We start from the raw sequence: 24929 nt of genomic DNA, 5'->3' as shown, positions 1-24929 counted from the left end.
CATATTAGCACCTGCTAAAATCCCCACTTTATGTGGTAGCCGATTCTGTTCGGCTGCGAACATCACATACCGGGGCCGACGCGCCGCAAAGTCGCCCGTCCGAGTCGATGCAGACGCCGGTAAGCGCCGCGTCAGCTCCCGCTCCACTGGATCACATTCAGCATGCTGCCCGCACACAAACACACCCTCGAAACGCTCCTCACCGACGCGGTCCAGCAGGTCGCGCAAGCCACTCAAGGCGCCAGCGAAGCGGCCTTCGTCACGCCTTCGATCGTCCTCGAACGACCGAAGGTCGCGGCGCACGGTGACGTGGCGTCGAATGTCGCGATGCAGCTCGCCAAGCCGCTGCGCGCGAATCCGCGCCAGCTCGCGCAGCAGATCGTCGATGCGGTGCTCGGCCTTCCGGCCGCGAAAGGTCTCGTCGAGAGCGCCGAAGTGGCGGGTCCCGGCTTCATCAATCTGCGTCTTGCAGCCACCGCGAAGCAAGCGGTGATCCCGGCCGTGCTGGGCGACGGCGCAAGCTTCGGCCGCTCGACGCGCGACGCGGGCAGGCATGTGCTCGTCGAATTCGTGTCGGCGAATCCGACGGGACCGCTGCACGTCGGCCACGGCCGTCAGGCGGCGCTCGGCGATGCGCTCTCGAACCTGCTCGGAACGCAGGGCTACGACGTGCATCGCGAGTTCTACTACAACGACGCGGGCGTGCAGATCGCCAACCTCGCCGCCTCGACTCAGTTGCGCGCGCGCGGCCTCAAGCCGGGCGATGCCGAGTGGCCGGAAGCCGCGTACAACGGCGAGTACATCGCCGACATCGCGCGCGACTACATGGCGGGCGAAACGGTCGCCGCGAAAGACGGCGAGCCGGTCAAGGGCAAGGGCGACGTCGAGGATATCGAAGCCATCCGTCATTTCGCGGTCGCGTATCTGCGTCACGAACAGGACATGGATCTGACCGCGTTCGGCGTGAAGTTCGACCAGTTCTATCTGGAGTCGTCGCTGTACAAGGAAGGCCGCGTCGAGAAGACGGTGGCGGCGCTCGTCGATGCAGGCAAGACCTACGAGCAAGACGGCGCGCTGTGGCTGCGCACCACCGACGACGGCGACGACAAGGACCGCGTCATGAAGAAGTCCGACGGCACGTACACGTACTTCGTGCCGGACGTCGCGTATCACGTGACCAAGTGGGAGCGCGGCTACACGAAGGTCATCAACATCCAGGGCTCGGACCATCACGGCACGATCGCGCGCGTGCGCGCCGGCCTGCAAGGACTCGGCGTCGGCATTCCGAAGGGCTATCCGGACTACGTGCTGCACAAGATGGTGACCGTCATGCGCGACGGCCAGGAAGTGAAGATTTCCAAGCGCGCGGGCAGCTACGTGACCGTGCGCGATCTGATCGAATGGTCGGGCGGCCTCACGCCGGGCCACGAGACCGCGCCCGACCAGATCGACGAAGACACCATCCGCCGCGGCCGCGACGCCGTGCGTTTCTTCCTGATCTCGCGCAAGGCGGATACCGAATTCGTGTTCGATATCGACCTCGCGCTCAAGCAGAACGACGAAAACCCGGTCTACTACGTGCAGTACGCGCACGCGCGCATCTGCACGATTCTGAACGACTGGAAGGACCGCTACGCCGGCGATATGTCGAAGGCGGCGCAAGCCGACCTCTCGCCGCTGTCGAGCGATCGCGCGATGGCGCTGCTCAACAAGCTCGCCGAGTTCCCGGAGATGCTCGCCCACGCCGCCGAGGAACTCGCGCCGCACGCGGTCGCGTTCTATCTGCGCGACCTCGCTGGCGAATTTCACTCGTTCTACAATGCGGAGCGCGTGCTCGTGGACGACGAGAAGGAACGCACCGCGCGCATCGCGCTGCTGGCGGCGACACGCCAGGTCCTCGAAAACGGTCTCGCGACCATCGGCGTTTCCGCTCCTCAAAAGATGTAATCGCCCGCTGCCCCGTTGCACACGCCGAAATTAGGAGTTTTCGGCGTGCGCGGACGGGAGCCTGGCGCAGGCGTGTCTTGACCCACGGCTATAATCGTCGCCCAACCAGAAGACTTTCTCGCAGGTGATTCATACGATGGCAAAACCACGCCGCACATCGAAGCAGTCGAAACAAACCGGGGGAACGTTTATCGGCATCGTGCTGGGCCTGATCGTCGGCCTCGCGATCGCCGTGATCGTCGCGCTATACATCACGCGCGCGCCCACGCCGTTCGTGGCGAAGGTCGCGCCGCCGTCGGAGGCGAACTCCGCGCCCGCCGCCGCGCAACCGTACGATCCGAACCGTCCGCTGCAAGGCAAGACGCCGGGCCAGCCGGTGCCGCAAGCCGCGCAGCCCACGCCGCCGAACACCGCGCCGGGCCAGACCAACAATCAGACGCAGTCGTCGGGCATGCTCGACGAGCCGCAGATCGTCGAAGTGCCGCCTTCGGGCACGACGGCATCCGCGCCGAAGACCGCGAGCACGACGCCCGCGAAGAAGCCTGAAGCCGCGCCGAACGCAACGAGCAACGCCACTGCCACGCCGCCGAAGGGCGGCTCGGCGCCCACGACGGCAAAGGCCACACCGCCCGCGCCCGGCGAGCCGAACACCGGCTATTTCCTGCAGGTGGGCGCATACAAGACGCAGGCGGACGCGGAGCAGCAGCGCGCACGTCTCGGGTTCCAGGGCTTCGAATCGAAGGTCACGCAGCGCGATGCGGGCGGCGTGACGTACTATCGTGTGCGCATCGGACCGTTCGCGAAGTTCGAGGACATGAATACCGCGCGTCAGCGCCTGTCCGACGCGGGCGTCGATACCGCCGTGATCCGTTTCTCGAAGCAATAACGCAACAAAGTGCCTGCGCGGCTGCAAGGCGGCCGCGCAAGCGCTTTGACATTTAAGCGTGGTTTAAGCGTCGTATGTCCCACTGACGAACCTGCTTTTGTTCCGTCGCGTATCCATTGCGTACCCTCTTCAATCATGAAAAAAATCTTTAGCGCGTTGGCTCTCTCCCTTGGCATCGCAGCCGCATCGATGAGCGTCGCGAGTTCGGCGATGGCCACGCCCGCCGCCGGCAAGGACTACACGGTGCTGCAGGCGGCTCAGCCGGTCGCGGCGCCCGCCGGCAAGGTCGAGGTCATCGAGTTCTTCTGGTACGGCTGCCCGCACTGCAACGAGTTCGAGCCGTACATCGAGGCATGGGCGAAGAAGCAAGGCCCGGACGTCGTGTTCAAGCGCGTGCCGGTGGCTTTCCGCGACGACTTCATCCCGCATTCGAAGATGTATCACGCGCTCGACGCGCTCGGCGTCGCCGAGAAGGTCACGCCGGCCGTGTTCAACGAAATCCACGTGAAGAAGAACTATCTGCTGACGCCGCAGGCACAGGCGGACTTCCTCAAGACGCAGGGCATCGATCCGAAGAAGTACATGGACGCGTATAACTCGTTCTCGACGCAAAGCGCGGTGCAGCGCGACGCCAAGCTCCTGCAGGACTACAAGGTCGACGGCGTGCCAACGGTCATCGTGCAGGGCAAGTACGAAACCGGTCCGGCGATGACCAACAGTCTGCCGGGCACGACGCAGGTGATGGACTTCCTCGTCCAGCAAGTCCGCGACAAGAAGCTGTAAACCCTGTTCGCGCCGGCATGACTGCAGTTCGCCTGAAGGTCTTCATCACCGGCGCATCGAGCGGCATCGGCCTCGCACTGGCCGAGGAATATGTGCAGCGCGGGGCCGTGCTCGGCCTCGTCGCCCGCCGCGCCGATTCCCTCGCGGCCTTCGCGGCCCGCCATCCTCAAAGCTCCATCTTGATCTATCCCGCCGACGTGCGCGACGCCGATGCGCTCGCCGATGCCGCGCGCCGTTTCATCGCGGAGCATGGCCCGGCGGATATCGTCATCGCGAACGCGGGCATGAGCCGCGGCGCGCTGACGGGTCACGGCGATCTCGACACCTTCCGCACCGTGATGGACGTGAACTACTTCGGCATGGTCGCGACGTTCGAGCCCTTCGTCGCGTCGATGACGGCCGCGCGGCGCGGCACGCTCGTCGGCATTGCGAGCGTCGCGGGCGTGCGCGGGTTGCCGGGCGGCGGCGCGTACAGCGCGTCGAAGTCGGCGGTGGCAAAGTATCTGGAAGCCTTGCGCGTCGAAATGCGGCCGCTCGGCGTGGCCGTCGTCACGATCGCGCCGGGTTACGTCCGCTCGGAGATGACCGCGCACAATCCGTATCGGATGCCCTTTCTCATGGACGCCGACCGCTTCGCCGCGAAAACCGCCGACGCCATCGATCGCAAGGTGCGTTATGCGACCTTTCCCTGGCAGATGCGTATCGCGGGCATGCTGATGCATGCGCTCCCGCGCTGGCTCTACGATGCACTCGCCGAGCGCGCGCCACGCAAACCGCGCGCGAGCGAGTGACAAAAAAACCGGCTGCGCAAAAACGCAGCCGGTTTTTCATTTGCGGATCGCCTGACCGGAATCGATCTCCGGTCAGGTCATCGGCACATCAGAAGGCAACGTAAGCCGGGTTGTTCGGCAACTCGTATCCGACATACACATGCCGGCCGAAGAAGAACGGCAGACCGAAGTCGAAGAAGTTCGACATGCTCAACTGGCCACCGAGGCTATTGAACGCGAACTTGTTCTTGCCCGAGGTCAGCGTACTTGCGTTGGCGAGCAGGAACGGCACGACGGCGCTGTTGCCTTCGGTGCCGACGATGGTCGTCGACAGCGACTGCTGCGAGCTCGGACAATAGAACGCGGTCGAACCCGAGCACTGCGGGAAACTATCCTGGAAGAAATTGCCGTTCGATCCCGTGTCGAAGAACGTTTTGTACGTCTTGCCCTTGTAGGTGCCGTTCAGGTCGCCGTACGGGTCCGTGCCGTACTTCGTCACGCCGCTTACCGCGTTGTTGCTCTGCGTGCCGATGCCGAATATCAGCACGCCGGTCGCACTGACCGCGCCGTTATCCGGAACCGGCGGCAACTGCACGATCACGCCGTTGTTGTTGACCGCGAACTTCGTGACGGGATTCGTCACCTGCTGCGCGAGCGGCACGGCGACGGGCGAGCAGTTCGCGCCGTTGCTGCACGCGAAGTACATCGCGTTGAGCGACGTGCTCACGCATCCGTTGCCGCAGTCGTATGTCTGCGGGCCGATGCCGAGAATGCCGTTCGCGCCGATGTCGCCGGTGGTGTTCTCGTCGTTGCCCGACGGACAGCCGTTATCGCCAGTCGGTGCCGCCGATGCGTTCAGGTCGCCGATGATCTGGATCGGCACCCTCGACGCGACTTCCGTACCCATCTTCACGTCGGCGGTGCGCACGGTGCCCCACGTGTAGCCGTCGGCGAAGCCAGCGCATTCGGCGAGCTGGCCGCCGTTCGATGCTTGCGAGACGGGCAGGCTGCCGAGCACGGACTGCGCCGCCGATCCGAGAATGCGCAGACCGAACGACGCCGTATCGACCTGAATGTTGTCGATCTGCTGACACACCGACGAGCCCGGCGCGCACACCGTCACCGAGACATTCGGGATATTGACGAAGCCCGCGACGCCGGTGTTGACGTTGATCGGCACCGCGTTCGTGCCGTTGGGCGCGATCGGCTGCGCGTTCGCGCTGCTGGTGCCGGAGCTGCCGCCGCCGGAGCCGCCGCCGGAACCGCCGCCCGACGAGCCGCCGCTGCTGGAACTGGAGTTGTTGTCGCCGCCGCCGCCGCAGGCCGCGAGCATGACGGACAGGCAGAGCACGCCGAGCCAGCGGGCGAAGCCGCCGCGTCGGGATGAAGAGAGGGCGGGATGGCCGAGTGTCGTTCGATGCATACTGAGTCTCCCGTCGCTTACTGGATATCGCTGGCGGATACGCCGGCGGGCAACGATTGCGGCAGATACGCGCTGCCCGCGAACGAGCCCATGTGACCGCCCGATTCCACGACGAGCCCGGAATCCTGCACGCTTACCTGCCCACGGCCGCCGCGCGCGGCGCGCTGCGCCTTCAGGCCCTGCTGATACTGCGGGAAATAGCTGCCGAGCAGGCTGGCGAGGTCCGGCACGCGCGGCCCGTGCCACGCGATGCCGAACACCACACCCTGCGCTGACAAATATTCGTTGATGACCGTGCCGCTCGCGAGCGTGGTCGTGAGAACGGTGTAGTTCGACGCCGATGTTGCCGGTGTCGACGATGCGTTCGACGCGCCGCTCGCGACCGCCGCCCGCGCGACTGCTGTCGTGGACGCCGTGGCGGCGCCTTGCGGCGCGCTCATTGGCTCGCCGCCGAGCACTGCGTAGGCGGGCGCCGTACACACGCTCAACGCGCCGGCGACGAACGCGAGCGCGCTTACAAGATGCCCATGACGGGATTGCTTCGGTGCCTTCACTGGGCCTCCTATCGGTTTTCGATCGGCCGCGCGCCCCTGCTCGCGACCGGCTCTTGACGATTGAGTGACAGATGCGCCACCGCATTTCGCCCCTGTTTTTTCGGGCGCGAATACCATCAGTATGCCAGCCGCGAGGAATAGTCCTAACGTTCGCAAGCGCACACAATAGAAAACGCGGAGGGCAATGGTATGCCCTCCGCGTGTCTTTGTAACGCTGAGTACGTCGAAACGACGACTACTTGCAAGCGCCTCAGAAGCCGAGGCTGGCGAGCAGATCGTCCACTTGCGATTGATCCTGCACGACGTCGCTGCGCCCTTCCGGCTTGATCTGCGGCCCGTTGAGCAGGCTTTCCGGACTGCCGGTCGCCGACGACATCAGCGCCGCCGCCGATGCAGCGAACTGCTCGCGCCGCTCCGGCGCGATGTTTTCGAGCAGCACACCCAGCAATTGCTGCTCGATCAGATACACGACGTCCGTAATCTTCTTGATCACCTGCCCGGTCAGATCCTGGAAGTCCTGTGCGAGCATGATTTCCAGCAACTGCGCGTTGGTCGCCTGGGTCCGCTCCGGCACGCTCTGCAGGAACGTGCGCGTTTGTGCGAGAAGTTCGCCCGCCTCGCCCTGCGCGAGCGGCGCGTCGTACCATTTGGCCCAGCGCGCGTCGAGCGACTGCGCTTCTGTCTGCATCGCTTCCTGCATCGGCTTCGCGAGCTCGATCGCGTTGAGCGCGCGCTCCGCCGCCTGCTCGGTCATCGTCGCGACATATTTCAACCGGTCGCGCGCGTCGGGCACGGCTTGCGCGGCGGCTTCGACCTGCTTGTCGAGGCCGAGCTCGCGCATCGAGTCGCGCAGCGTGCGCGTGAGCTGTCCGATGCGCGCGAGGATGCGGTCGCTCGATGGATCGGCTTCAGCTTCGGCAACCGCGGCTGCCAGTTCAGTGGTCAGATCGTTCACGATCAGCTCCCGGCTTTGGCCATCTTCTCGAGAATCTTGGTGAGCTTCTCGTCGAGCGTGGCGGCCGTGAAGGGCTTCACCACATAACCGTTCGCGCCCGCTTGCGCCGCCGCGATGATGTTTTCCTTCTTCGACTCCGCCGTCACCATCAGCACCGGCAGATGCGAGAGCGCCGCGTCCGCGCGGATCTGCTGCAGCATCGAAAGGCCGTCGAGGTTCGGCATGTTCCAGTCGGTGATCACGAAGTCGAAGCCGCCGCCGCGCAGGCGTGCGAGGCCGGCCGCGCCGTCTTCGGCTTCATCGACGTTGCCGTAGCCCAGCTCCTTGAGCAGGTTACGCACGATACGGCGCATCGTCGGAAAATCGTCGACGACGAGGATCTTCATGTTCTTGTCCATCATTACTCCCTTGAGTTCTCATGCGGCGGCGCCGCTCAATCCAAAAAGTTCAGACGCGCTGCACGCGTTCGCCCATCGAGGCAAGCCGCGCCATGACGCGCCTGCTCATTTCAGAGAGCGGCGCGACTTCGCTTGCGCCGCCCATTGCAATTGCTTCGCGCGGCATGCCGAACACCACGCAACTCGCTTCGTCCTGCGCGAGCGTGTAGGCGCCCGCCTGCTGCATGTCGAGCAGACCGGCGGCGCCGTCGCGGCCCATGCCGGTCAGGATCACGCCGATGGCGTTCTTGCCCGCGTGCTGTGCCGCCGAGCGGAACAGCACGTCCACCGATGGCCGATGCCGGTTCACCGGCGGCGCGTCCGACAGATGCGCGACATAGTTCGCGCCGCTTCGCGCGAGCACCAGATGCGCATGGCCCGGCGCGATATACGCGTGGCCCGGCAACACGCGCTCGCCGTGCTCCGCTTCCTTCACGGTGATGCGGCACAGCCCGTTCAGGCGCTGCGCGAACGACTTCGTGAAGCCCGGCGGCATGTGCTGCGCGATCAGCACCGCGGGCGCGTCGGGCGGCAGCGGCACGAGCACTTCGCGGATGGCTTCGGTGCCGCCCGTCGATGCGCCGACGATCACGAGCTTCTCCGTCGACACGAGCGGGTTGTTGAAATGCGGCGCCGGCTTGTGCGCTGCATGGGTCTGCGTCTGCGCGACGTGGCTCACCTGCTTCACGCGCGCACGCGATGCGGCGCGCACCTTGTCGGCGAGCTTTTCGGCGTAGTCGAGCATGCCGTCGCGAATGCCGACCTTCGGCTTCGTGACGAAATCGACCGCGCCGAGTTCCAGCGCGCGCAGCGTGATTTCATTGCCGCGCTCGGTCAGCGACGACACCATCACGACCGGCATCGGCCGCAGGCGCATCAGCTTCTCCAGAAAGTCGAGCCCGTCCATGCGCGGCATTTCGACGTCGAGCGTGAGCACGTCCGGGTTATGCAGCTTGATCAGTTCGCGCGCGACGAGCGGGTCGGGCGCGGTTGCGCACACGTGCATGTCGGGCTGCGAGTTGATGATCTCGGTCATCAGGCTGCGCACGAGCGCCGAATCGTCGACGCACAGCACCTTGATTTTCGGCGCGTGGCTGAGTGTCATGCTTCCTCCACGGTCTTCATGCGCGACGTGAACAGTTCCACGCGCGGGCGCTTCACGTTCGACGCATTCGTCGTGAACAATTCCGCGCGCGGCTTCGCGGCCGTCGCGTTCGACTGAAACAGTTCGACACGCGCACGCGCCTTCGCGAGCCGCTCGGCGCGCTCTTCGGGCGAGCGCTGCACGAGCGCCTGCTCGCGCTCGACCACGATCGGATCGTGCGCGGTCTTCAGCTTCTTGACCATCACCTGACCGGATCGCGGCATGAACGCGACCTTGCGCGGATGCATGCCCTGCAAATCCTCGGCGACGATACGAATCTTCTCCAGCGCGAGATAGCGCCGCACGAACTCCGAATTGCGATCGCCGATGTTGATGGTCGTCATGCCCGCGAGCACCGCGCCGCCGCCGAACACCTTCGCTTCGAAACGCTCGCGTCGTCCGCCGCGCTTGATGAGTTCGTTGATGAGCACTTCCATCGCGTAGGCGCCGTAGCGCATCGAATCGGACGATGCATGCGACGCGTCGGAGCCGTCGTCGGGCAGCATGAAGTGATTCATTCCGCCGATGCCCGCCGTGCGGTCGTTGATGCACGCCGCCACGCACGAGCCGAGCACGGTGACGAGCACCATGTCTTCGCTCGTCATGTAGAACTCGTTCGGCAGGAGCTTCACGCCCGGCTTCTTGAAATGGTTGTCGAAATAGAGGTTCGACGCGATCGGCAGTCCGCTCATGCCGCCTCCCCTGCGAGCGCGCGCTGCGGCTTGCCCGTCTGCTTCAGGTCGCGCGACAGCTCGTACACGGTCTGGCCGCGCAGCCTGAACGCCTGCGACACATACGTGAAGTTCTCCGAATGACCCGCGAACAGCAGCGCGCCCGGCTTCATCAGCGGCTCGAAGCGCGAGAGCACCTGCCCTTGCGTCGGCTTGTCGAAGTAGATCATCACGTTGCGGCAGAAGATCGCGTCGAACGGGCCTTTCACGTCGTAGCGCGCGTCCGTCAGATTGACGCGGCCGAAGTTCACCATCGCGCGCAGTTCCGGGCGCACTTTCACGAGACCCGCGTGCGAACCCGTGCCCTTCAGGAAGAAGCGCTTGAGACGCTCGACGGGCAATGCCTTCACCTGATCGAGCGAATACACGCCTGCTTCGGCCTTCGCGAGTACCTGGCTGTCGATGTCGCTCGCGAACACCGTGCACTGGCGCGCCGCATGCTCGCCGAGCGCTTCGACGAGCGTCATCGCGATGGAATACGGCTCTTCGCCGGTGGAAGCCGCCGAGCACCACACCGAGAACGGCTGCTGCCGGCGCTTCACGAATTCCGCGAGAATCGGAAAGTGATGCGACTCGCGAAAGAACGCGGTGAGATTCGTGGTCAGCGCATTGACGAACGCTTCCCATTCGGCGTTGTCGTCGTTCGTTTCGAGGCGATCGAGATACTGCCTGAACGTATCGATGCCGCAGGCGCGCAGACGGCGCGCGAGCCGGCTGTACGCCATGTCGCGTTTGTGGTCCGACAGCGAGATGCCCGCGCGCCGATGAATCAGCTCGCGAATGCGGGCGAAGTCCGCTGCCGTGAATTCGAAATCGCGCTCGACTTCCGGACCACGCACACTGGCGCCCAGGTCGATACGCGGGTTGCGCGTTGCCATCATGATGTTTCGTGCTTCCTTGACACCCTTAGCGGCGCCCGATGTGGCGCGTTCTTCGCGCTCGACCCTGCGGACTCGCGCATGCCGTGCGTTTCGATGAAACGCCGGCTATCGATCGTGATGCGCGATGCCCACATGGTCGTGTTCGTTTCCGGATTCGGTTAGAAGGTTTCCCAGTCGCCGTCGGCTGCGACCGTCGCCTTGGCGCGCGGCGCGGGCGCGGGCTTCACGGCGCTCGCCGGCTTGACCGCCGGATTGCTCGCGGCCTTGCCTGCTTCCTTGATAACGGCCGCTTCCGGCGCAACTTTCGCGTTCTGAGCGGACTTCGCGTGCTTTTCGGCTTTCGACGCAACCGCAGCCGAAGAAGGCTCGATGCGCGCAGCCGGCGCCGACGCCTTGATGCGCGCCGCTGCCGTCGATGCGCTCGCGCGCACCGGCGCCGCGGTTTCCAGACGCCATTGCGCGACCACGTCCTTCAGTTGACGCGTCTGCTCTTCGAGCGATGCCGCGGCAGCCGCCGCCTGCTCGACGAGCGCGGCGTTCTGCTGGGTCACGCTGTCCATCTGCGTGACGGCGCGGTTGACCTGCTCGATGCCGTCGGATTGCTCCTCCGACGCCGCGCTGATCTCGCCCATGATGTCCGTCACGCGGCGCACCGCCTGCACGATTTCGCCCATCGTCTGACCGGCGCGCGCGACGAGTTCCGTGCCGCTGTCGACCTTCGCGGTCGAATCGCCGATCAATGCCTTGATTTCCTTCGCCGCCGCCGCGCTGCGTTGCGCGAGCGAGCGCACCTCGCCCGCGACCACCGCGAAGCCGCGGCCTTCCTCGCCCGCACGCGCCGCTTCGACGGCCGCGTTCAACGCGAGAATGTTGGTCTGGAACGCGATGCCTTCGATCACGCCGATGATGTCGACGACCTTGTTCGAGCTCGACGCGATCGCGTGCATCGTCTCGACGACCTGCTCGACGACTTCGCCGCCCCGCGACGCGATATCCGACGCGCTCACCGCGAGCTGGCTCGCCTGGCGCGCGTTGTCGGCGTTCTGCTTCACGGTGCTCGTCAGCTCTTCCATGCTCGACGCCGTTTCCTGCAGCGACGCCGCCTGCTCTTCCGTGCGCTGCGACAGATCCGTGTTGCCGCTCGCGATTTCATGCGCGCCGACATCGATCGATTCCGCGCCGCGATGCACCGAGCCGACCATCGTCGTCAGGTTGCCACGCATGCGCTCGATGCCCGCGAAGAGGCGGCCGATTTCGTTGGTCCGGTCCGTATGCGCGGACTGCGTGAGATCGCCGCGCGAGATGCGGTCGAAGTGATCGACGGCATCGTTGATCGGCTTCACGATCAGGCTGGAGAGCGCCATGCGCGTGCCGATGAGCATCAGCACCGCGAGCACGAGCACCGCGCCGATCGTCATGTTGAGCGCCGCGATATGCGAGGCCGTGCTCGCGCGCGACGTCTCCGCGTGCTCCTGATGCGACGCCACCGCCGCCGTCACGGCCTGATCGAAGGCGACGAACATCGGGCTGATCTTCGTGTCGGCGATCGCGTGATACGCGGCCATGTCGTTCGCGCGGATCGCGGCGAATTCCGGCTCCACGCCGGTCTTCACGAGCGCGTCGCGCTGGGCGACGAGCGCGTCGAAGGTTTCCTTCGGCAGCGTCGGTTTCGGCGTGTCGAGATAGACCTTCCAGTTTTCATTGCTCTTGTCGAGCAGATACTGGCCGCGATCGATCGCCTTCTTCGCTTCTTCCGTGCTGCCCGCCTCGGCGAGCGAGCGCACGCGGTCGAGCGTGATGCGCGAGCGCAGCAGATACGACGACGTTTCCGAGAGCGCGCGCATCGCGACCAGGTCTTCCTGCGCGAGCGATGAGAGCGACGCGTTGGCGGAATTGAGCCCGGCGAGCGCGAGCGCGCCGATCAGCGCCGCGCATCCGGTGAACAGCAGGCCGACGAGCGTGAGCGTCGTGCGGATCGACAACTTCTTCAGCATGGCTTCTTTCTCTTCGCTCGTTATGCGGCAACGGAGTCGATCAACTCCATCTCGCGGCTCGTCATGAGCTTTTCGATGTCCATCAGGATCAGCATGCGGCCGTCGACCGTGCCGAGACCCGTCAGATATTCCGTCGCGAGCGTGCCGCCGAATTCGGGCGCGGGCATGACCTGCTCCTGCGCGAGCGTGAGCACGTCCGACACGCCATCGACCACCATGCCGACCACGCGATGCGCCACATTCAGGATGATCACGACGGTCTGGTTGTCGTACTCGACGCGGCCCAGATTGAACTTGATGCGCATGTCGACGATCGGCACGATGATGCCGCGCAGATTGATCACGCCCTTGATGAACGCGGGCGCATTCGCGATGCGTGTAACGTTGTCGTAGCCGCGAATTTCCTGCACCTTCAGGATGTCGATGCCGTATTCCTCGGCGCCGAGCGTGAACACGAGGAATTCCTGTCCGGCCGCTTCGGCGTGACCCGCATCACGTCGCGAAGGCGCAGCGGTATGAATCGTTTGAACGTCTGCCATGAATGGCTCCTTCGTTGTTAGTGAGAGTGCGCGCCGTGCTGTGCGCGCGATTCGCGGTTGAGCGCGGCCACGTCGACGATCAGCGCGACACGACCGTCGCCCAGGATGGTCGCGGCGGAAATGCCGTGCACCTTGCGGTAATTGGTTTCGAGGTTCTTCACGACCACCTGCTGCTGGCCGACGAGTTCGTCGATCAGCATCGCGAAGCGGCGACCTTCGGTCTGCATGATCGTGACGATGCCCTGCGTCGGCTCGGTGCGCGCGCCTTCGACATCGAACACGCGATGCAGCGCGACGAGCGGCAGATATTCACCGCGCACGCGCACGACGCGTTCGCCGTTCGCGACCGTGTAGATGTCTTCCGCGACCGGTTGCAGCGACTCCATCACGAAGTTCAGCGGCAGAATGAAGATCTCGTTGCCGACCTTCACCGACATGCCGTCGAGGATCGCGAGCGTGAGCGGCAACACGATCTTCGTCGTCGTGCCCGCGCCCTGGCGCGACATGATTTCGACGTGGCCGCCCATCGACTGGATGTTGCGCTTCACCACGTCCATGCCTACGCCGCGGCCGGAAATATCGGTCACCTGTTCGGCGGTCGAGAAGCCCGGCATGAAGATGAGCTGCCAGACTTCCTCGTCGCTCATCGATTCGGAAACCTGCATGCCCTGCTTCTGCGCCTTCGCGAGAATCTTGTCGCGGCGCAGGCCGGCGCCATCGTCGCTCACTTCGATCACGATGTTGCCGCCGTGATGCGCCGCCGACAGCACGAGCTGGCCGGTGGTCGACTTGCCCGCCGCGCGGCGCGCTTCCACGGTTTCGATGCCGTGATCGAGCGAGTTGCGCACGAGGTGCGTGAGCGGATCGATGATGCGCTCGATCAGGCTCTTGTCGAGCTCGGTCGCCTGACCGAACGTGACGAGTTCCACTTCCTTGCCGAGCTTGCCGGCGATATCGCGCACGAGGCGCGGGAAGCGGCTGAATACGTAATCCATCGGCATCATGCGGATGGACATGACGGCCTCTTGCAGGTCGCGCGCGTTGCGCTCCAACTGCGCCATGCCGTTGAAAAGACGGTCGTGCAGAGCGGGATCGAACGTGCTCGTGGTTTCCGCGAGCATCGCCTGCGTGATGACGAGCTCGCCCACCAGATTGATGAGCTGATCGACCTTCTCCACGCCGACGCGAATCGAGCTGCCTTCCGCCGATGCGGCCGCCTGCGGCCGCGCCTTCTTGTCGGCGTCGCTTGCCGCGGATTTCGTCGGTTGGGCAGCGGACGGGACCTGCAAGCCCGCCGCCGCCGCCGATTCTTCTTTCACTGCTTCCTTGCCAGCCGCGGATGCGGGCGCTGCATGCGCCTGCGATTGCTTCGGCTCTTCGTGTAGCGTGGGTTGCACTGCCGGTATTGCTGGCGCTGCTTCGGCGGATTGCGCCGCCGCGTCGCCACGGCCGATCGCGATCTGCTTTTCATCGATCACGAAACAGCACACGGCGACGATATCGTCGGCCGGGACGTCCGAGTCGAGCCAAACCACATACTCGGCGTCCGTCTTCTTTTCTCCGACGATGCTTCCCAGATTCCCCAGCTCCTCGATCAGAGTCGCCAGGTCCTTCTCGCCCACCCCCCGTAGCGTAATTTTCAGGTGGGGTCCTGCATCCGCCGCCAGCGCGCCGGTGTGTCCCGGCGTCGCATCGGCAGCGGTTCCCGCATGTGTCGATACATCGGTGAGTTCGAATGCGCCGTCCCAGTTGCCGTCGTCCTCGATCACGTCCGCCGCCTGTGCGATCACGTGCGCGGGCGGCGCGTTCGGGCCTTCATAGGCGGGCGCGACGTCCGGCTTCGCCGCGTTCTTCGCCGTACCCGGCAGCGAGGGCGGCTCGATCTGGCCCGGCTGGCCGCCTTCGGCCTGCTCGTTCTTCAGGCGCTCCAGCTTCGCGCAGATCGCCGCGGCCGCGGCCGCATCCGGCTCCGTGCTCGCGCGATAGGCGGCGAGCTGATCCGAGAGCACGTCCTTGGTCGCGAGAAACGTGTCGATCATGTCGCGGCGCAGGACGAGCTCGTTGTTGCGCGCCCGGTCCAGCAGCGATTCGAGGATGTGCGTCGTCTCGGTGAGCGCGGTGAAGCCGAACGTGGCCGCGCCGCCCTTGATCGAATGCGCCGCGCGGAAGATCGCCGCGAGGTCTTCCGGGTCCGGATTCGCGATGTCCAGAACGAGCAGCAGTTGCTCCATCTGCGCGAGCAGTTCATCCGCTTCGTCGAAGAAGGTTTGATAGAACTGGGTAATGTCGAGTGTCATGCTTGAGTCACCGTCGGCGCGTGCGTGCGCGGGTTGTCTTTTGCTTTCGCTTCAGTGCTGCGTGTCTTCCGAGAGCGCGGCGACCAGTTCGGTCAGCAGGTCCGGATCGAGCGGCTTCTCGATCCAGCCCGTCGCGCCCGCCGAGCGCGCCGCGTCCTTGAAGGGCTCGCCGCCTTCGGTCGTGAGGACCAGGATCGGCGTCGCCCGGTAGGCGTGGTTCGCGCGCAGCGCCACGATCAGATCGAGTCCGCTTCTGCCCGGCATGTGCTGGTCGGTCAGAACCAGGTCGAAGCGCTCCGCGAGCGCCCACTCCAGCCCTTCGTCGCCGTCCGACGCGACGGTCACTTCGTAACCCGCCGTCGCCAGCGTCGCCGAGAGGATTTGCCGCATCGCGGCTGAATCGTCGATTGCCAGAATGTTTTTGATCATGTTTGTCTCTTGCCGTGATGACGGTCGAAACGTGCCGAGTCTTGAGCCTGTTTTTCGAGCAATTTGCTCATTGCGCCGCGGGCCGGGCCGCGATGCCAGGGATGAGCTGGCCGAGCGCAGTCGCCGGCGCGCCTTGCGCGTCCGTGCCGTTGTCGAGCGTCGCGCCCGGCGAGCCGTCGTCGCGCAGCATCGACATTTCCGTCTTGCGATTGAGCACGATGACGCTGATGCGCCGGTTCTCCGGATCGAGCGGATCCTTCTTGTTCAGGTTCTGCGTCGACGCGAGCCCGAGCACGCGCATCACTTTCGCTTCGTCCATGCCGCCCGCGACCAGCTCGCGCCGCGACGCGTTCGCGCGGTCCGCCGACAGCTCCCAGTTGCTGTAACCCTTCTCGCCGCCCGCGTACTTCACGGCGTCGGTGTGTCCCTGCACGACGATGCGGTTCGGCACGTCGTTGAGCGTCTTGCCGATCTCGCGCAGGATGTCGCGCATGTAGGGCTGCACGGCGTTGCTGGAGAGCGCGAACATCGGGCGCTTCTGCGTATCGACGATCTCGATGCGCAAGCCCTGTTGCGTCGACTCGATGCGGATCTGCTGCTTGAACTGGCGCAGCGTCGGATTGGCCTCGATCGCGGCCATGAGCTTCACCTGCAGATCATGCAGGCGCACCTGCTCGCGCCGTTCGAGCTCGCCTTGCGCGGCCTTGAGCAATTCTTCGTCGTTGTTGGACGAGGCGCGCTGCGCGAGCTGCGTGCTGCCGTCGGACCTGCGCGCCGCGCCCGCTTCGTTGCTGGAAATATCGCGGCCGCCGCCGATGAGAATGCTGTTGTCCATGCCGACGGACTTGCCGCCGACCATCGCGGCCTTGAGCGGCATGTTGAAGTACTCGGCGATGCCGCGCCGCTGCACCGGCGACGTCGACGAAAGCAGCCACATCAGCAGGAAGAACGCCATCATCGCGGTCATGAAGTCCGCGTAGGCGAGCTTCCACGCGCCGCCGTGATGCCCCTTCTTGCCGGCGACGATGCGCTTGATGAAGATGGGCCGTTCGCTGTCGTTGCTCATCGCTGTGCTCCGGTCACTTCGACTTGACCCGGCGCACGTGTTCTTCCAGTTCGGAGAACGACGGACGTTCCGTCGAGAACAGCACCTTGCGGCCGAACTCCACCGCGATCGCGGGCGCGTAGCCGTTCAGGCTCGCGAGAATGGTCACCTTGATGCACTGGAACATCTTGGTCTGCTCCGCGACGCGCTGTTCCGCGACATTCGCGAGCGGCCCGATGAAACCGTAGGAAAGGAGAATGCCGAGGAAGGTGCCGACGAGCGCCTGCGCGATCATCTCGCCGAGAATCGCGGGCGGCTGATCGGCGGAGGCCATCGTGTGCACGACGCCCATCACGGCCGCGACGATGCCGAACGCGGGCATCGCGTCGCCGACCTTGGTCAGCGCATGCGCGGGCGCCTCGCCCTCGACGTGATGCGTCTCGATCTCCTCGTCCATGAGGCTTTCGATTTCGAACGCGTTCATGTTGCCGCTGACCATGAGGCGCAGATAGTCCGTCAGAAATTCGACGATATGGTGATCGTCGAGAATCTTGGGGTACTGGCTGAAGACCGGGCTCTTCGCCGGATCTTCGATATCCGCTTCGAGCGCGAGCGTGCCTTCCTTGCGCGCCTTCGCGAGCAGCACGTAGAGCAGGCCCATCAGCTCCATGTACATGCTCTTGTCGTACTTCGCGCCCTTGAAGAGCGTCGGCAGAACCTGAATGGTCGCCTTGATGGTCTTGACGTTGTTGCCGAGGATGAACGCGCCGACGCCCGCGCCCGCGATCATCAGAATCTCGACCGGCTGCATGAGCGCGCCAAGGTGCCCGCCTTCGAGCGCGTAACCGCCGAAAACGGACAGCAATGTCACGAGCGATCCAACGAAAATCAGCACAGTCGAGTCCTCACGTTTTGATGCGGTAAGACCGCCGTTAAGTGGTTTACGGCACTCGACTGAAAAACTTTGGGGGCAAATCCGCGTGGACGGCAAACGGTAAACCCCGTGTGGCAGCGGGCCGTGCCGGAAGTGCGGCGTCAGGCCGCGATGCCTGGAGCGCGCTCCGCCGCGCCGGACGATGCGATCGCCTTGCGGGTCTTGCCCGCGCGCGACGGCGGCTGGCACAGGCCGCAGACATAGCCCGCGCGCAGCTCGTACGCGTGCGCGACGAAGCGTCCGCCGCAGCGCGTGCAGGCGTTGGTCTGCAGCATCCCGGATTCGAAGTAGCGCACGAGTGTCCACGCGCGCGTGAGCGAGAGGACGGGTTCGTCGCCGTGCATCTCGAGATGTTCGAGGTACAGGCGGTAGCTCTTGACGATCGTCTGAATGGTCGACTTCACGCCGCCGTGCGTATCGACGAAGCGATAAATCGCGTGAAACAGCGACGAATGGATATTCGGCTGCCAGGTCATGAACCAGTCGGTCGAGAACGGCAGCATGCCCTTCGGCGGCGACGCGCCCTTCAGCTCCTTGTAGAGCTTGATGAGACGGTCACGCGAGAGGCTCGTTTCCGCTTCGAGCAACTGCAGCCGCGCGCCCAGTTCGATCAGCTCGATCGCCAGGGTGATTTCGCGGACTTCCGCGACCACGCTTTTTGTCGCCATCGGGTTGTCGCGTGGTTCAGCCGATCTGCTCGACGGGACCGTCGGCCAGCAGGATCGCCGCGTGGGCGTGCGCGAGCGCCGCGCTCTTGTCCTTGTCGGCGAGTGACGAGAGGAGCGTGTGATCGTCGAAACGAAAGCGGCACAGCAAATGGCTCGACGACGCCACTTTCACCGCCTGCGCAAGCGTCAGCGAGGTCAGCACCTGCGCGACCTGCGCGGAAAGCCCGAGGCGGTACATCGCCGAAACGCGGTCTTCCTGAAGGAGCCGCTGTGCGAGGAGCAAGTACGACAGATTCACCTCGCGGATTTCCGCGAGCGTACTCGTATTGCTGATCGTCATGTTTTTCCCCGAATCGATACTTGGCTGGTCAGGCCCGGCGGGTGAACGTTTGCTCGAATTCGCAAAGGACAGGCGAATGCGGCCCCGCGCGCGTTGTCTGGTCTCGATTCGATTGTCGCCGATGCCCGCGGCCGCGCCTGTCGGACAAACCTTCCGACGCAACGACGGAGTTTCGCGAAGATTCGTGTAGGAATATTTCTTACACGCCCACGCCCTTCGCTTGCCGATCGGCAGACATAAGTTATCGGCAATTATTCGTCTGACTTAATGCCGGCGTTTCGGCTTTTCGCTGTGGGCCGCGTCGGACCGTCAATTGCTGCAATGTTCGGCCCGCAGGACCGCAAATTGCTTGTAACAACCCCGCGGCGTGTTCCACGCTTCAAATCCGTCTACATCATCTTTTTTGGTGCAATTTCTGACTTCGTAACAGCACATGTTTCGCGCTGTAACAACGATAAGCGATTGAAAAATGACGTGAAATGCCGCTCTCGATCCCGATAATGGGCAGTAAGGGATAACCCGGTCGCGATGTTTTTCATCTCCGGGCCGATCTCGGGCGGCGTCTACACCACACGCGGCCCGCCCGAATGGCATGTGTTGAGCGCTCGACCGGAGCGTGACTGCAATGCCTCACCTACATGGAGAGTCACGTTATGCGAATCGCACAAATTGCACCGTTGCACGAAGCAGTTCCTCCGAAGTTTTACGGCGGCACTGAACGCGTCGTGTCTTATCTGACCGATGCGCTCGTCGAGCTCGGCCACGATGTAACCTTGTTCGCAAGCGGCGATTCGCAAACCAAGGCGACGCTCGACGCGGTGTGGCCGCGTGCGTTGCGTCTCGACCCGACCGTGCGCGATGCGCTCGCGCCGCACATGCTGCTGCTCGAAACCGTCCGCCAGCGCGCGCACGAGTTCGACGTGCTGCACTTCCACCTCGACTACATGCCGTTCCCGCTGTTCACGCAGATGGATACGCCGTTCGTGACGACGCTGCACGGCCGTCTCGATCTGCCGGAACTGCAGCCGATCTTCAACACGTTCACGAAGGCGAACGTCATTTCGATCTCGGACAATCAGCGTAGTCCGCTACCGCAGGCGAACTGGCTGAACACCGTTTATCACGGTCTGCCGAGCGAACTGCTGACGCCGCAGCCGCACAAGAAGCCGGAATATCTCGCGTTCCTGGGCCGCATTTGCCCGGAAAAGCGTGCCGATCTCGCCATCAAGATCGCGGCTCAAAGCGGTCTGCCGCTGAAGATCGCCGCCAAGGTGGACAAGGTCGACCAGGAATACTTCAAATCGACGATCGAGCCGCTGCTGTCGCAGGCGCATGTCGAGTTCATCGGCGAGATCAATGAGGCGCAGAAGCCAGAATTCCTGTCGGGCGCGAAGGCACTGCTTTTCCCGATCGACTGGAACGAGCCGTTCGGCCTGGTGATGATCGAGGCGATGGCCTGCGGCACGCCGGTGATCGCGTTCAATCGCGGCTCGGTGCCGGAAGTGATCGATCACGGCGTGACGGGCTTCATCTGCGAGGACGTGCAGGGCGCGGTCGGCGCGCTGCAACGACTCGATGAACTCTCGCGTACGGAAATTCGCGCGCAGTTCGAACGCCGCTTCAGCGCGCACACGATGGCGCAGAACTACGTCGAGAGCTACACCGCGATGCTCCAGGCCGCGAAGCGCCCGGTGCTGCGTCAGGTTGCGGTGGGGTAATCGTCATACCGCTCGCCTGATTTCAAGTCGCATCGAATACCGCCCGCTTGCCGGGCGGTATTTTTTTGCGCGCGCCGTTCGCGCGCTTCGCACTTTTTTGCGCACCCTATAAAGAACAATCCGAAGTTTCGTTTCGATGCCCGTGAATTGAGAGCTGATCCACCATTTTTGACAGTTCGCCAGAGACTCCGCGCTTAAACTCCGCTCCGCGAGCGCATCACGCGTTCTTGTTTTAAATCAATGGCTTTTCAATTTTTTCACGAAGGCAGGATCATGCATTTGTCGAAGCGTCTCGGCGCTGAAGTTTTCGGTACTTTCTGGCTCGTGCTGGGCGGCTGCGGAAGCGCCGTGCTCGCCGCGGCCTTTCCTCAACTCGGCATCGGATTCGCTGGCGTTGCGCTGGCGTTCGGTCTCACGGTGCTGACGATGGCCTATGCCATCGGACACGTTTCCGGTTGCCATCTGAATCCGGCTGTGAGCATCGGTCTCGCGACGGCTGGCCGCTTCCCGGTGCGCGATCTCGTGCCGTACATCGTCGCGCAGGTTATCGGCGCGACGCTCGGCGCATGGGTCATCTACCTGATCGCGACGGGCAACCCGAGCTTCGACTTCACATCGAGCGGGTTCGCTGCGAACGGCTTCGGCGAGCACTCGCCGGGTCATTTCTCGATGGTGGCGGCGCTGGTCTGCGAAGTCGCGATGACGTTTTTCTTCCTGTTCGTGATCCTGGGCGCCACCGACGACCGTGCGCCGAAAGGCTTCGCGCCGCTCGCAATCGGCCTGTGCCTGACGCTCATCCACCTGATCTCGATTCCGGTCACCAATACGTCGGTGAATCCGGCGCGCTCGTCGAGCCAGGCGTTCTTCGTCGGCGGCTGGGCGCTCGATCAACTGTGGATGTTCTGGATCGCGCCGATCGTCGGTGCGATTCTCGCGGGCCTGCTGTATCCGGCTCTGACGCGCCAGAAGTAAGCGTCGGCGGCAAATAAAAGACGGGCGCTACATGCGCCCGTTTTTGTTTTCACGCTACGCCGCGCATTCGAATGATTAAAAGCGCGCGACAAATGTAATGCCGAATTACGCAGCATGCTTATGAATTGTTGCGAACCCAATTTCCTGCACACAGAGCAAGACGCGGAAGGGCCGTCCGACAAGGCTTCCAACGATGTCACCCGCCCAGCTTCCCTTTCCACCGCCCTTACGCCGCCCTTGCACACCGTAACAAGTCCTCGAAGCATGTAAGACGGCGGACGCTTACATTGAACTCATGCGACACACGTCGCCTTAAAGGAGAAAGACAATGAAGCGCATCGTCACCCAAATGCTCGTCGCGACCGGCCTTGCAATCGGTGCTGTCGGAGCGGCTCAGGCTCACAGCGATCTGCACATCGGCGTATCGCTCGGCGCGCCGGCTTATGTGGCGCCGGCTCCGGTGTACGTGCGTCCTGCGGCGCCTGCGTATCGCGCGCCGTACTATCGCCATGAGGAACCGCGCTGGCACGGTGGCTACGGCCACGATTACGGCCGTTATAACCGCGCGGGCTGGAACCACGGCGGCTACGGCAACAACTGGGGCCATCGCGGATAAGCGATAAACGGGCTGCCGGCAAATCCGGCGGCCCGTCGCGCCCGACGCTCAGTCGGGCGTCTGTCCCGGCGACGCCAGTTCGTCGCGAATGCCGAACAGCTTGCGCAACTGATGCGCAACGCCCGCTTCGAAGTTGTTCCCGACGCGCGGCACGTCTGGCAGACGCTTGATGAGGTCCGGATTGGCGTTGTTCATCATGAACGGATGCCCGGCGGTTTCGAGCAGATCGATATCGTTCATGTTGTCGCCGAACGCGACGCACTGCGCGGTATCGACATCGAGCCGCTCCAGCACGAAACGCAACGCCCGCCCTTTCGATACGTCGGACGTCATCACTTCCAGACAATCCGGCAGCGAATACGTGACGTAAAGCGAGTCGCCGAATTCGCGCTCGAGATTCGCGGCGGTTTCCTTCAGATCCGCCGGCTCACCGATATACAGCACTTTCGCGATGTTCACGCCGTCATGCTCGCGCAAATCCATCACCTCGTACTTGAAGCCCGAATCCTGGTGGAATACCAGCAGCTCGGGCGCGTGGCGATCGATGAGCCAGGCGTCGTCGGCGAAGAGATTGACGATCACGCGGCCGTGCGCGCCCGCGAGTTCCGGCTGCACGAGACGGCGCACCGCGGCGGGATCGAGGTCGCGCGAATAGATGCGCTCGTCGCCGGGCGCATGCACGCGCGCGCCGTTCGACGTGATCAGATAGGCGTCGACGCCGAGCAGATCGCGAATTCCGGCGACGTCACGGTAATGCCGGCCCGTCGCGATGATGATGGGCACGCCGCGCTCCGCCAGCGTGCGCACGGTTTCGGCGGTGAAGAGGTCCAGCTGGTGGTCGCTGTTCAGAAGCGTACCGTCGAGATCAGTAGCGATGACCGAGTACATGACTGCCTTTGTGGTGCCGCAAAGCTCGTTATTTTATCGCGCCGGGCTGCCGGCAGCCCCGAATGCGCACGCCGCGCGCCGCGCCAGTTCGAGTGCGCCCGCTGCCGAATCCGCGCGCGGCGCCCGCACCCGCTCCCGCAACACGGCGGGCACGAACGGTTCGTAAGGCTCGGCAAGTCCGCCGCACAGCGCGACGGGCAGCGCGCCCGCCGTATCGAGCGCCGCGACCAGACGCTCGATTTCGAGCGCCGCGCGCTTGAGCAGCCGCGCCGCGACCGGATGATCGTGGAACTCGAACACGGTCGGCGCGAGCGTCGCGTATCCGGTCTGGTTCGCGGCGCAAAGCCACACGACGAGGCTGTCTCGATCCGTCGCGCCGGTGCGCGCGAGCAGCGCACGCGACCATCCGTCTTCGGTCGCGCGGCCGTCGAGTACGCGTTGAAGATGAACGACCGCGCGCAGGCCGAGCCATGCGCCGCTGGCTTCGTCGCCGCTCGGGAAGCCGTAACCGCCCGCGATGCGGCACACGCCCGCCTCGTCCAGCGACGCCGCGATGCTGCCCGTGCCGAGCGCGACGATCACGCCGGATGCGCCGCCATGCGCGCCGAGCACGGTCGTGTAGGCGTCGCTTTCCACGCGCAACCCGCACACGTCCGGCGCACACGCGTGAAAGGCCGCGAGCCAGTCCGCGTTGTTCACGCCCGCCAGTCCGCAGCCGAGCACGCAGTTGCGCCAGTCGAAGGGCAGCGCGGCTGCGTCGAACGCTTGCCGGCACGCATCGCCGATGGACTGCCACGCACGTTCGACGCCGAGCCCGAGTCCCGACGGTCCGCCATTCGCGCGTGCGAGCTCGGTGCCGTGCGCGTCCGCGAGGACGACGCGGGTGCCGCTTCCGCCGCCGTCGATGCCGAGCAGGAAGCCGTTGAATTCCGATGTCGAGAATGTAGTCATGGGCGCAAGCTTACCGGTGGCCACGGCGCGCGCCAATTGGCCGAATGGCAGAGGTGGCGCGTCGCGGACGTTCGGCTATGCTGACGCGATCCAAAAAAACGACGAGGACTCGCAATGGCAGACACCGACCACACCCGCTGCGCCTGGGCCACGACCGACGCGATGATCCAGTACCACGACGACGAATGGGGCGTGCCTTCGCGCGACGACCAGCATCTGTTCGAAATGCTGATTCTGGAAGGCGCGCAAGCCGGCCTCTCCTGGTCGACGATCCTCAACAAGCGCGAGGGTTATCGGACGCTTTTCGCGGGCTTCGACATCGACAGGGTGGTGCGCCTCACCGAGAAGGACATCGAGCGCATCGTGCTGGACGCGCGCGTCGTGCGTAACCGGGCGAAGATCGAGTCGGCGGTGCTCAATGCGCGCGCCGTGCAGCAGATCCAGCAGGAACACGGCTCGTTCGCGGACTTCGTCTGGTCTTTCGTCGATGGCAAAACCATCGATACACCGCGCGATGCCGCGAACCCCACGCCCGCATCAACGCCCGAATCCGACGCCTTGAGCAAGGCGCTCAAGAAGTACGGCTGCAAGTTCATCGGCACGACCATTTGCTACGCCTTCATGCAGGCCACCGGTTTGGTCAACGATCACGCCGTCGGTTGCATATCGCGAGGAAAACCTAAGACAAAAAGGCAGACCGCCGCCAAATCCACACGCTGAAGACATTCGTATGCGGGAAATTTTTGCTTTTTGGCAACACGTCTGAGTACAAAATACGTCTCCTGGCGTAAACACCTATAGAAGCCGATTTTTTTGCAGTGAAGCACGCGCAATGCCCCGAATTGCAAGGCTTTTTGCCGGGTTTTCCGCACTGCACGAACGTACGAGCCGTGTAAAAATGGCGTCCTCGCGTGCGCTGGCGCACCTTTTTACCGGACCGAACCGTTATAACTGACGGTGTACGGATCGTTCACTGAGTGTAGAAATCCGACGCGAGCCAGTCCGGGAAACCGCCGTGCTCGATGCA

The 24929-nt window shown here is 64.2% G+C and carries 25 protein-coding genes; 8 read left to right on the top strand and 17 right to left on the bottom strand.

Annotation, left to right across the window (positions count from 1 at the left end; all coding sequences use genetic code 11):
• The first annotated feature begins 162 nt into the window (after positions 1-162).
• From argS to PQR08_RS18025, 4 genes are all read left to right on the top strand, one after another.
• Positions 163-1947: an arginine--tRNA ligase gene (gene argS, locus PQR08_RS18040; protein WP_408162008.1), complete on the top strand. Its 1785-nt coding sequence runs from the start codon at positions 163-165 to the stop codon at positions 1945-1947.
• A gap of 136 nt (positions 1948-2083) precedes the next feature.
• Positions 2084-2833, top strand: coding sequence for an SPOR domain-containing protein (locus PQR08_RS18035; RefSeq protein ID WP_035497475.1), 750 nt, complete (start codon positions 2084-2086; stop codon positions 2831-2833).
• A gap of 135 nt (positions 2834-2968) precedes the next feature.
• On the top strand, positions 2969-3616 hold the full coding sequence (locus tag PQR08_RS18030) for a thiol:disulfide interchange protein DsbA/DsbL (protein ID WP_408162006.1): 648 nt from the start codon (positions 2969-2971) through the stop codon (positions 3614-3616).
• A 17-nt stretch (positions 3617-3633) separates the two neighbouring features.
• The gene (locus tag PQR08_RS18025; RefSeq protein WP_408162004.1) at positions 3634-4407 is read left to right on the top strand and encodes an SDR family oxidoreductase; all 774 of its coding nucleotides are present in this window, start codon (positions 3634-3636) and stop codon (positions 4405-4407) included.
• Between the two features lie 88 nt (positions 4408-4495).
• Here PQR08_RS18025 and PQR08_RS18020 read toward each other — a convergent pair whose 3' ends face one another.
• The 15 genes from PQR08_RS18020 to flhD all read right to left on the bottom strand — a co-directional run bounded on the left by PQR08_RS18020 (position 4496) and on the right by flhD (position 18751).
• Positions 4496-5809: a DUF3443 domain-containing protein gene (locus PQR08_RS18020; protein ID WP_187608711.1), complete on the bottom strand. Its 1314-nt coding sequence runs from the start codon at positions 5807-5809 to the stop codon at positions 4496-4498.
• 17 nt (positions 5810-5826) lie between these two features.
• Positions 5827-6363, bottom strand: a complete 537-nt coding sequence (locus PQR08_RS18015) for a DUF2844 domain-containing protein (protein ID WP_238209580.1) — start codon at positions 6361-6363, stop codon at positions 5827-5829.
• A gap of 250 nt (positions 6364-6613) precedes the next feature.
• Positions 6614-7318, bottom strand: coding sequence for a protein phosphatase CheZ (cheZ, locus tag PQR08_RS18010; protein WP_187608713.1), 705 nt, complete (start codon positions 7316-7318; stop codon positions 6614-6616).
• Between the two features lie 2 nt (positions 7319-7320).
• The gene (gene cheY, locus PQR08_RS18005) at positions 7321-7716 is read right to left on the bottom strand and encodes a chemotaxis response regulator CheY (RefSeq protein WP_187608782.1); all 396 of its coding nucleotides are present in this window, start codon (positions 7714-7716) and stop codon (positions 7321-7323) included.
• A gap of 49 nt (positions 7717-7765) precedes the next feature.
• Entirely contained in the window at positions 7766-8860 is a 1095-nt protein-coding gene (locus PQR08_RS18000; protein ID WP_187608714.1) for a protein-glutamate methylesterase/protein-glutamine glutaminase, read from the bottom strand.
• Positions 8857-9591, bottom strand: coding sequence for a chemoreceptor glutamine deamidase CheD (cheD, locus tag PQR08_RS17995; RefSeq protein WP_035497467.1), 735 nt, complete (start codon positions 9589-9591; stop codon positions 8857-8859). The genes PQR08_RS18000 and cheD overlap by 4 nt, the downstream gene beginning before the upstream one ends.
• Positions 9588-10511, bottom strand: a complete 924-nt coding sequence (locus PQR08_RS17990; RefSeq protein ID WP_404978735.1) for a CheR family methyltransferase — start codon at positions 10509-10511, stop codon at positions 9588-9590. Before PQR08_RS17990 ends, cheD begins: the two co-directional genes overlap by 4 nt.
• A gap of 158 nt (positions 10512-10669) precedes the next feature.
• Positions 10670-12505, bottom strand: coding sequence for a methyl-accepting chemotaxis protein (locus PQR08_RS17985; protein ID WP_408162000.1), 1836 nt, complete (start codon positions 12503-12505; stop codon positions 10670-10672).
• Positions 12506-12525: 20 nt separating this feature from the next.
• Positions 12526-13044, bottom strand: a complete 519-nt coding sequence (gene cheW, locus PQR08_RS17980; RefSeq protein WP_035497463.1) for a chemotaxis protein CheW — start codon at positions 13042-13044, stop codon at positions 12526-12528.
• 17 nt (positions 13045-13061) lie between these two features.
• A complete protein-coding gene (gene cheA / locus PQR08_RS17975) occupies positions 13062-15341 on the bottom strand; it encodes a chemotaxis protein CheA (protein ID WP_408161998.1) in 2280 nt (759 codons plus the stop codon).
• Positions 15342-15392: 51 nt separating this feature from the next.
• The gene (locus tag PQR08_RS17970; RefSeq protein ID WP_035497461.1) at positions 15393-15770 is read right to left on the bottom strand and encodes a response regulator; all 378 of its coding nucleotides are present in this window, start codon (positions 15768-15770) and stop codon (positions 15393-15395) included.
• A 67-nt stretch (positions 15771-15837) separates the two neighbouring features.
• The gene (gene motB, locus PQR08_RS17965) at positions 15838-16836 is read right to left on the bottom strand and encodes a flagellar motor protein MotB (RefSeq protein ID WP_250482940.1); all 999 of its coding nucleotides are present in this window, start codon (positions 16834-16836) and stop codon (positions 15838-15840) included.
• A gap of 13 nt (positions 16837-16849) precedes the next feature.
• The gene (gene motA, locus PQR08_RS17960; RefSeq protein ID WP_035497459.1) at positions 16850-17710 is read right to left on the bottom strand and encodes a flagellar motor stator protein MotA; all 861 of its coding nucleotides are present in this window, start codon (positions 17708-17710) and stop codon (positions 16850-16852) included.
• A gap of 140 nt (positions 17711-17850) precedes the next feature.
• Entirely contained in the window at positions 17851-18417 is a 567-nt protein-coding gene (gene flhC, locus PQR08_RS17955) for a flagellar transcriptional regulator FlhC (RefSeq protein ID WP_408161996.1), read from the bottom strand.
• Positions 18418-18433: 16 nt separating this feature from the next.
• Positions 18434-18751 carry a flagellar transcriptional regulator FlhD gene (gene flhD, locus PQR08_RS17950; RefSeq protein WP_187608783.1) on the bottom strand — a complete coding sequence of 106 codons (318 nt, stop codon included), beginning with the start codon at positions 18749-18751 and terminating at the stop codon, positions 18434-18436.
• A 659-nt stretch (positions 18752-19410) separates the two neighbouring features.
• Between flhD and PQR08_RS17945 the strand changes: the two genes are divergently transcribed.
• The 3 genes from PQR08_RS17945 to PQR08_RS17935 all read left to right on the top strand — a co-directional run bounded on the left by PQR08_RS17945 (position 19411) and on the right by PQR08_RS17935 (position 22063).
• Positions 19411-20475, top strand: a complete 1065-nt coding sequence (locus tag PQR08_RS17945; protein WP_187608720.1) for a glycosyltransferase family 4 protein — start codon at positions 19411-19413, stop codon at positions 20473-20475.
• A gap of 273 nt (positions 20476-20748) precedes the next feature.
• Positions 20749-21447: an aquaporin Z gene (gene aqpZ, locus PQR08_RS17940; protein WP_035497452.1), complete on the top strand. Its 699-nt coding sequence runs from the start codon at positions 20749-20751 to the stop codon at positions 21445-21447.
• A 328-nt stretch (positions 21448-21775) separates the two neighbouring features.
• Positions 21776-22063: a hypothetical protein gene (locus tag PQR08_RS17935; protein ID WP_035497450.1), complete on the top strand. Its 288-nt coding sequence runs from the start codon at positions 21776-21778 to the stop codon at positions 22061-22063.
• A gap of 48 nt (positions 22064-22111) precedes the next feature.
• Here the strand turns inward: PQR08_RS17935 and PQR08_RS17930 are convergent, their stop codons facing one another.
• On the bottom strand, positions 22112-22951 hold the full coding sequence (locus PQR08_RS17930; protein ID WP_408161993.1) for a Cof-type HAD-IIB family hydrolase: 840 nt from the start codon (positions 22949-22951) through the stop codon (positions 22112-22114).
• 33 nt (positions 22952-22984) lie between these two features.
• Positions 22985-23902 (bottom strand): glucosamine kinase nucleotide-binding domain-containing protein, encoded by a 918-nt coding sequence (locus PQR08_RS17925; RefSeq protein WP_408161991.1) that lies wholly within the window; start codon positions 23900-23902, stop codon positions 22985-22987.
• Between the two features lie 114 nt (positions 23903-24016).
• Here PQR08_RS17925 and PQR08_RS17920 point away from each other — a divergent pair, with 114 nt between their 5' ends.
• Positions 24017-24622, top strand: a complete 606-nt coding sequence (locus PQR08_RS17920) for a DNA-3-methyladenine glycosylase I (RefSeq protein ID WP_408161989.1) — start codon at positions 24017-24019, stop codon at positions 24620-24622.
• Positions 24623-24929: the final 307 nt, after the last annotated feature.

Source organism: Caballeronia jiangsuensis (assembly GCF_046030135.1).
Lineage (GTDB): Bacteria > Pseudomonadota > Gammaproteobacteria > Burkholderiales > Burkholderiaceae > Caballeronia > Caballeronia jiangsuensis.
Note: the sequence above shows the minus strand (reverse complement) of the source record. Positions and strands in the feature narration are given on the sequence as shown.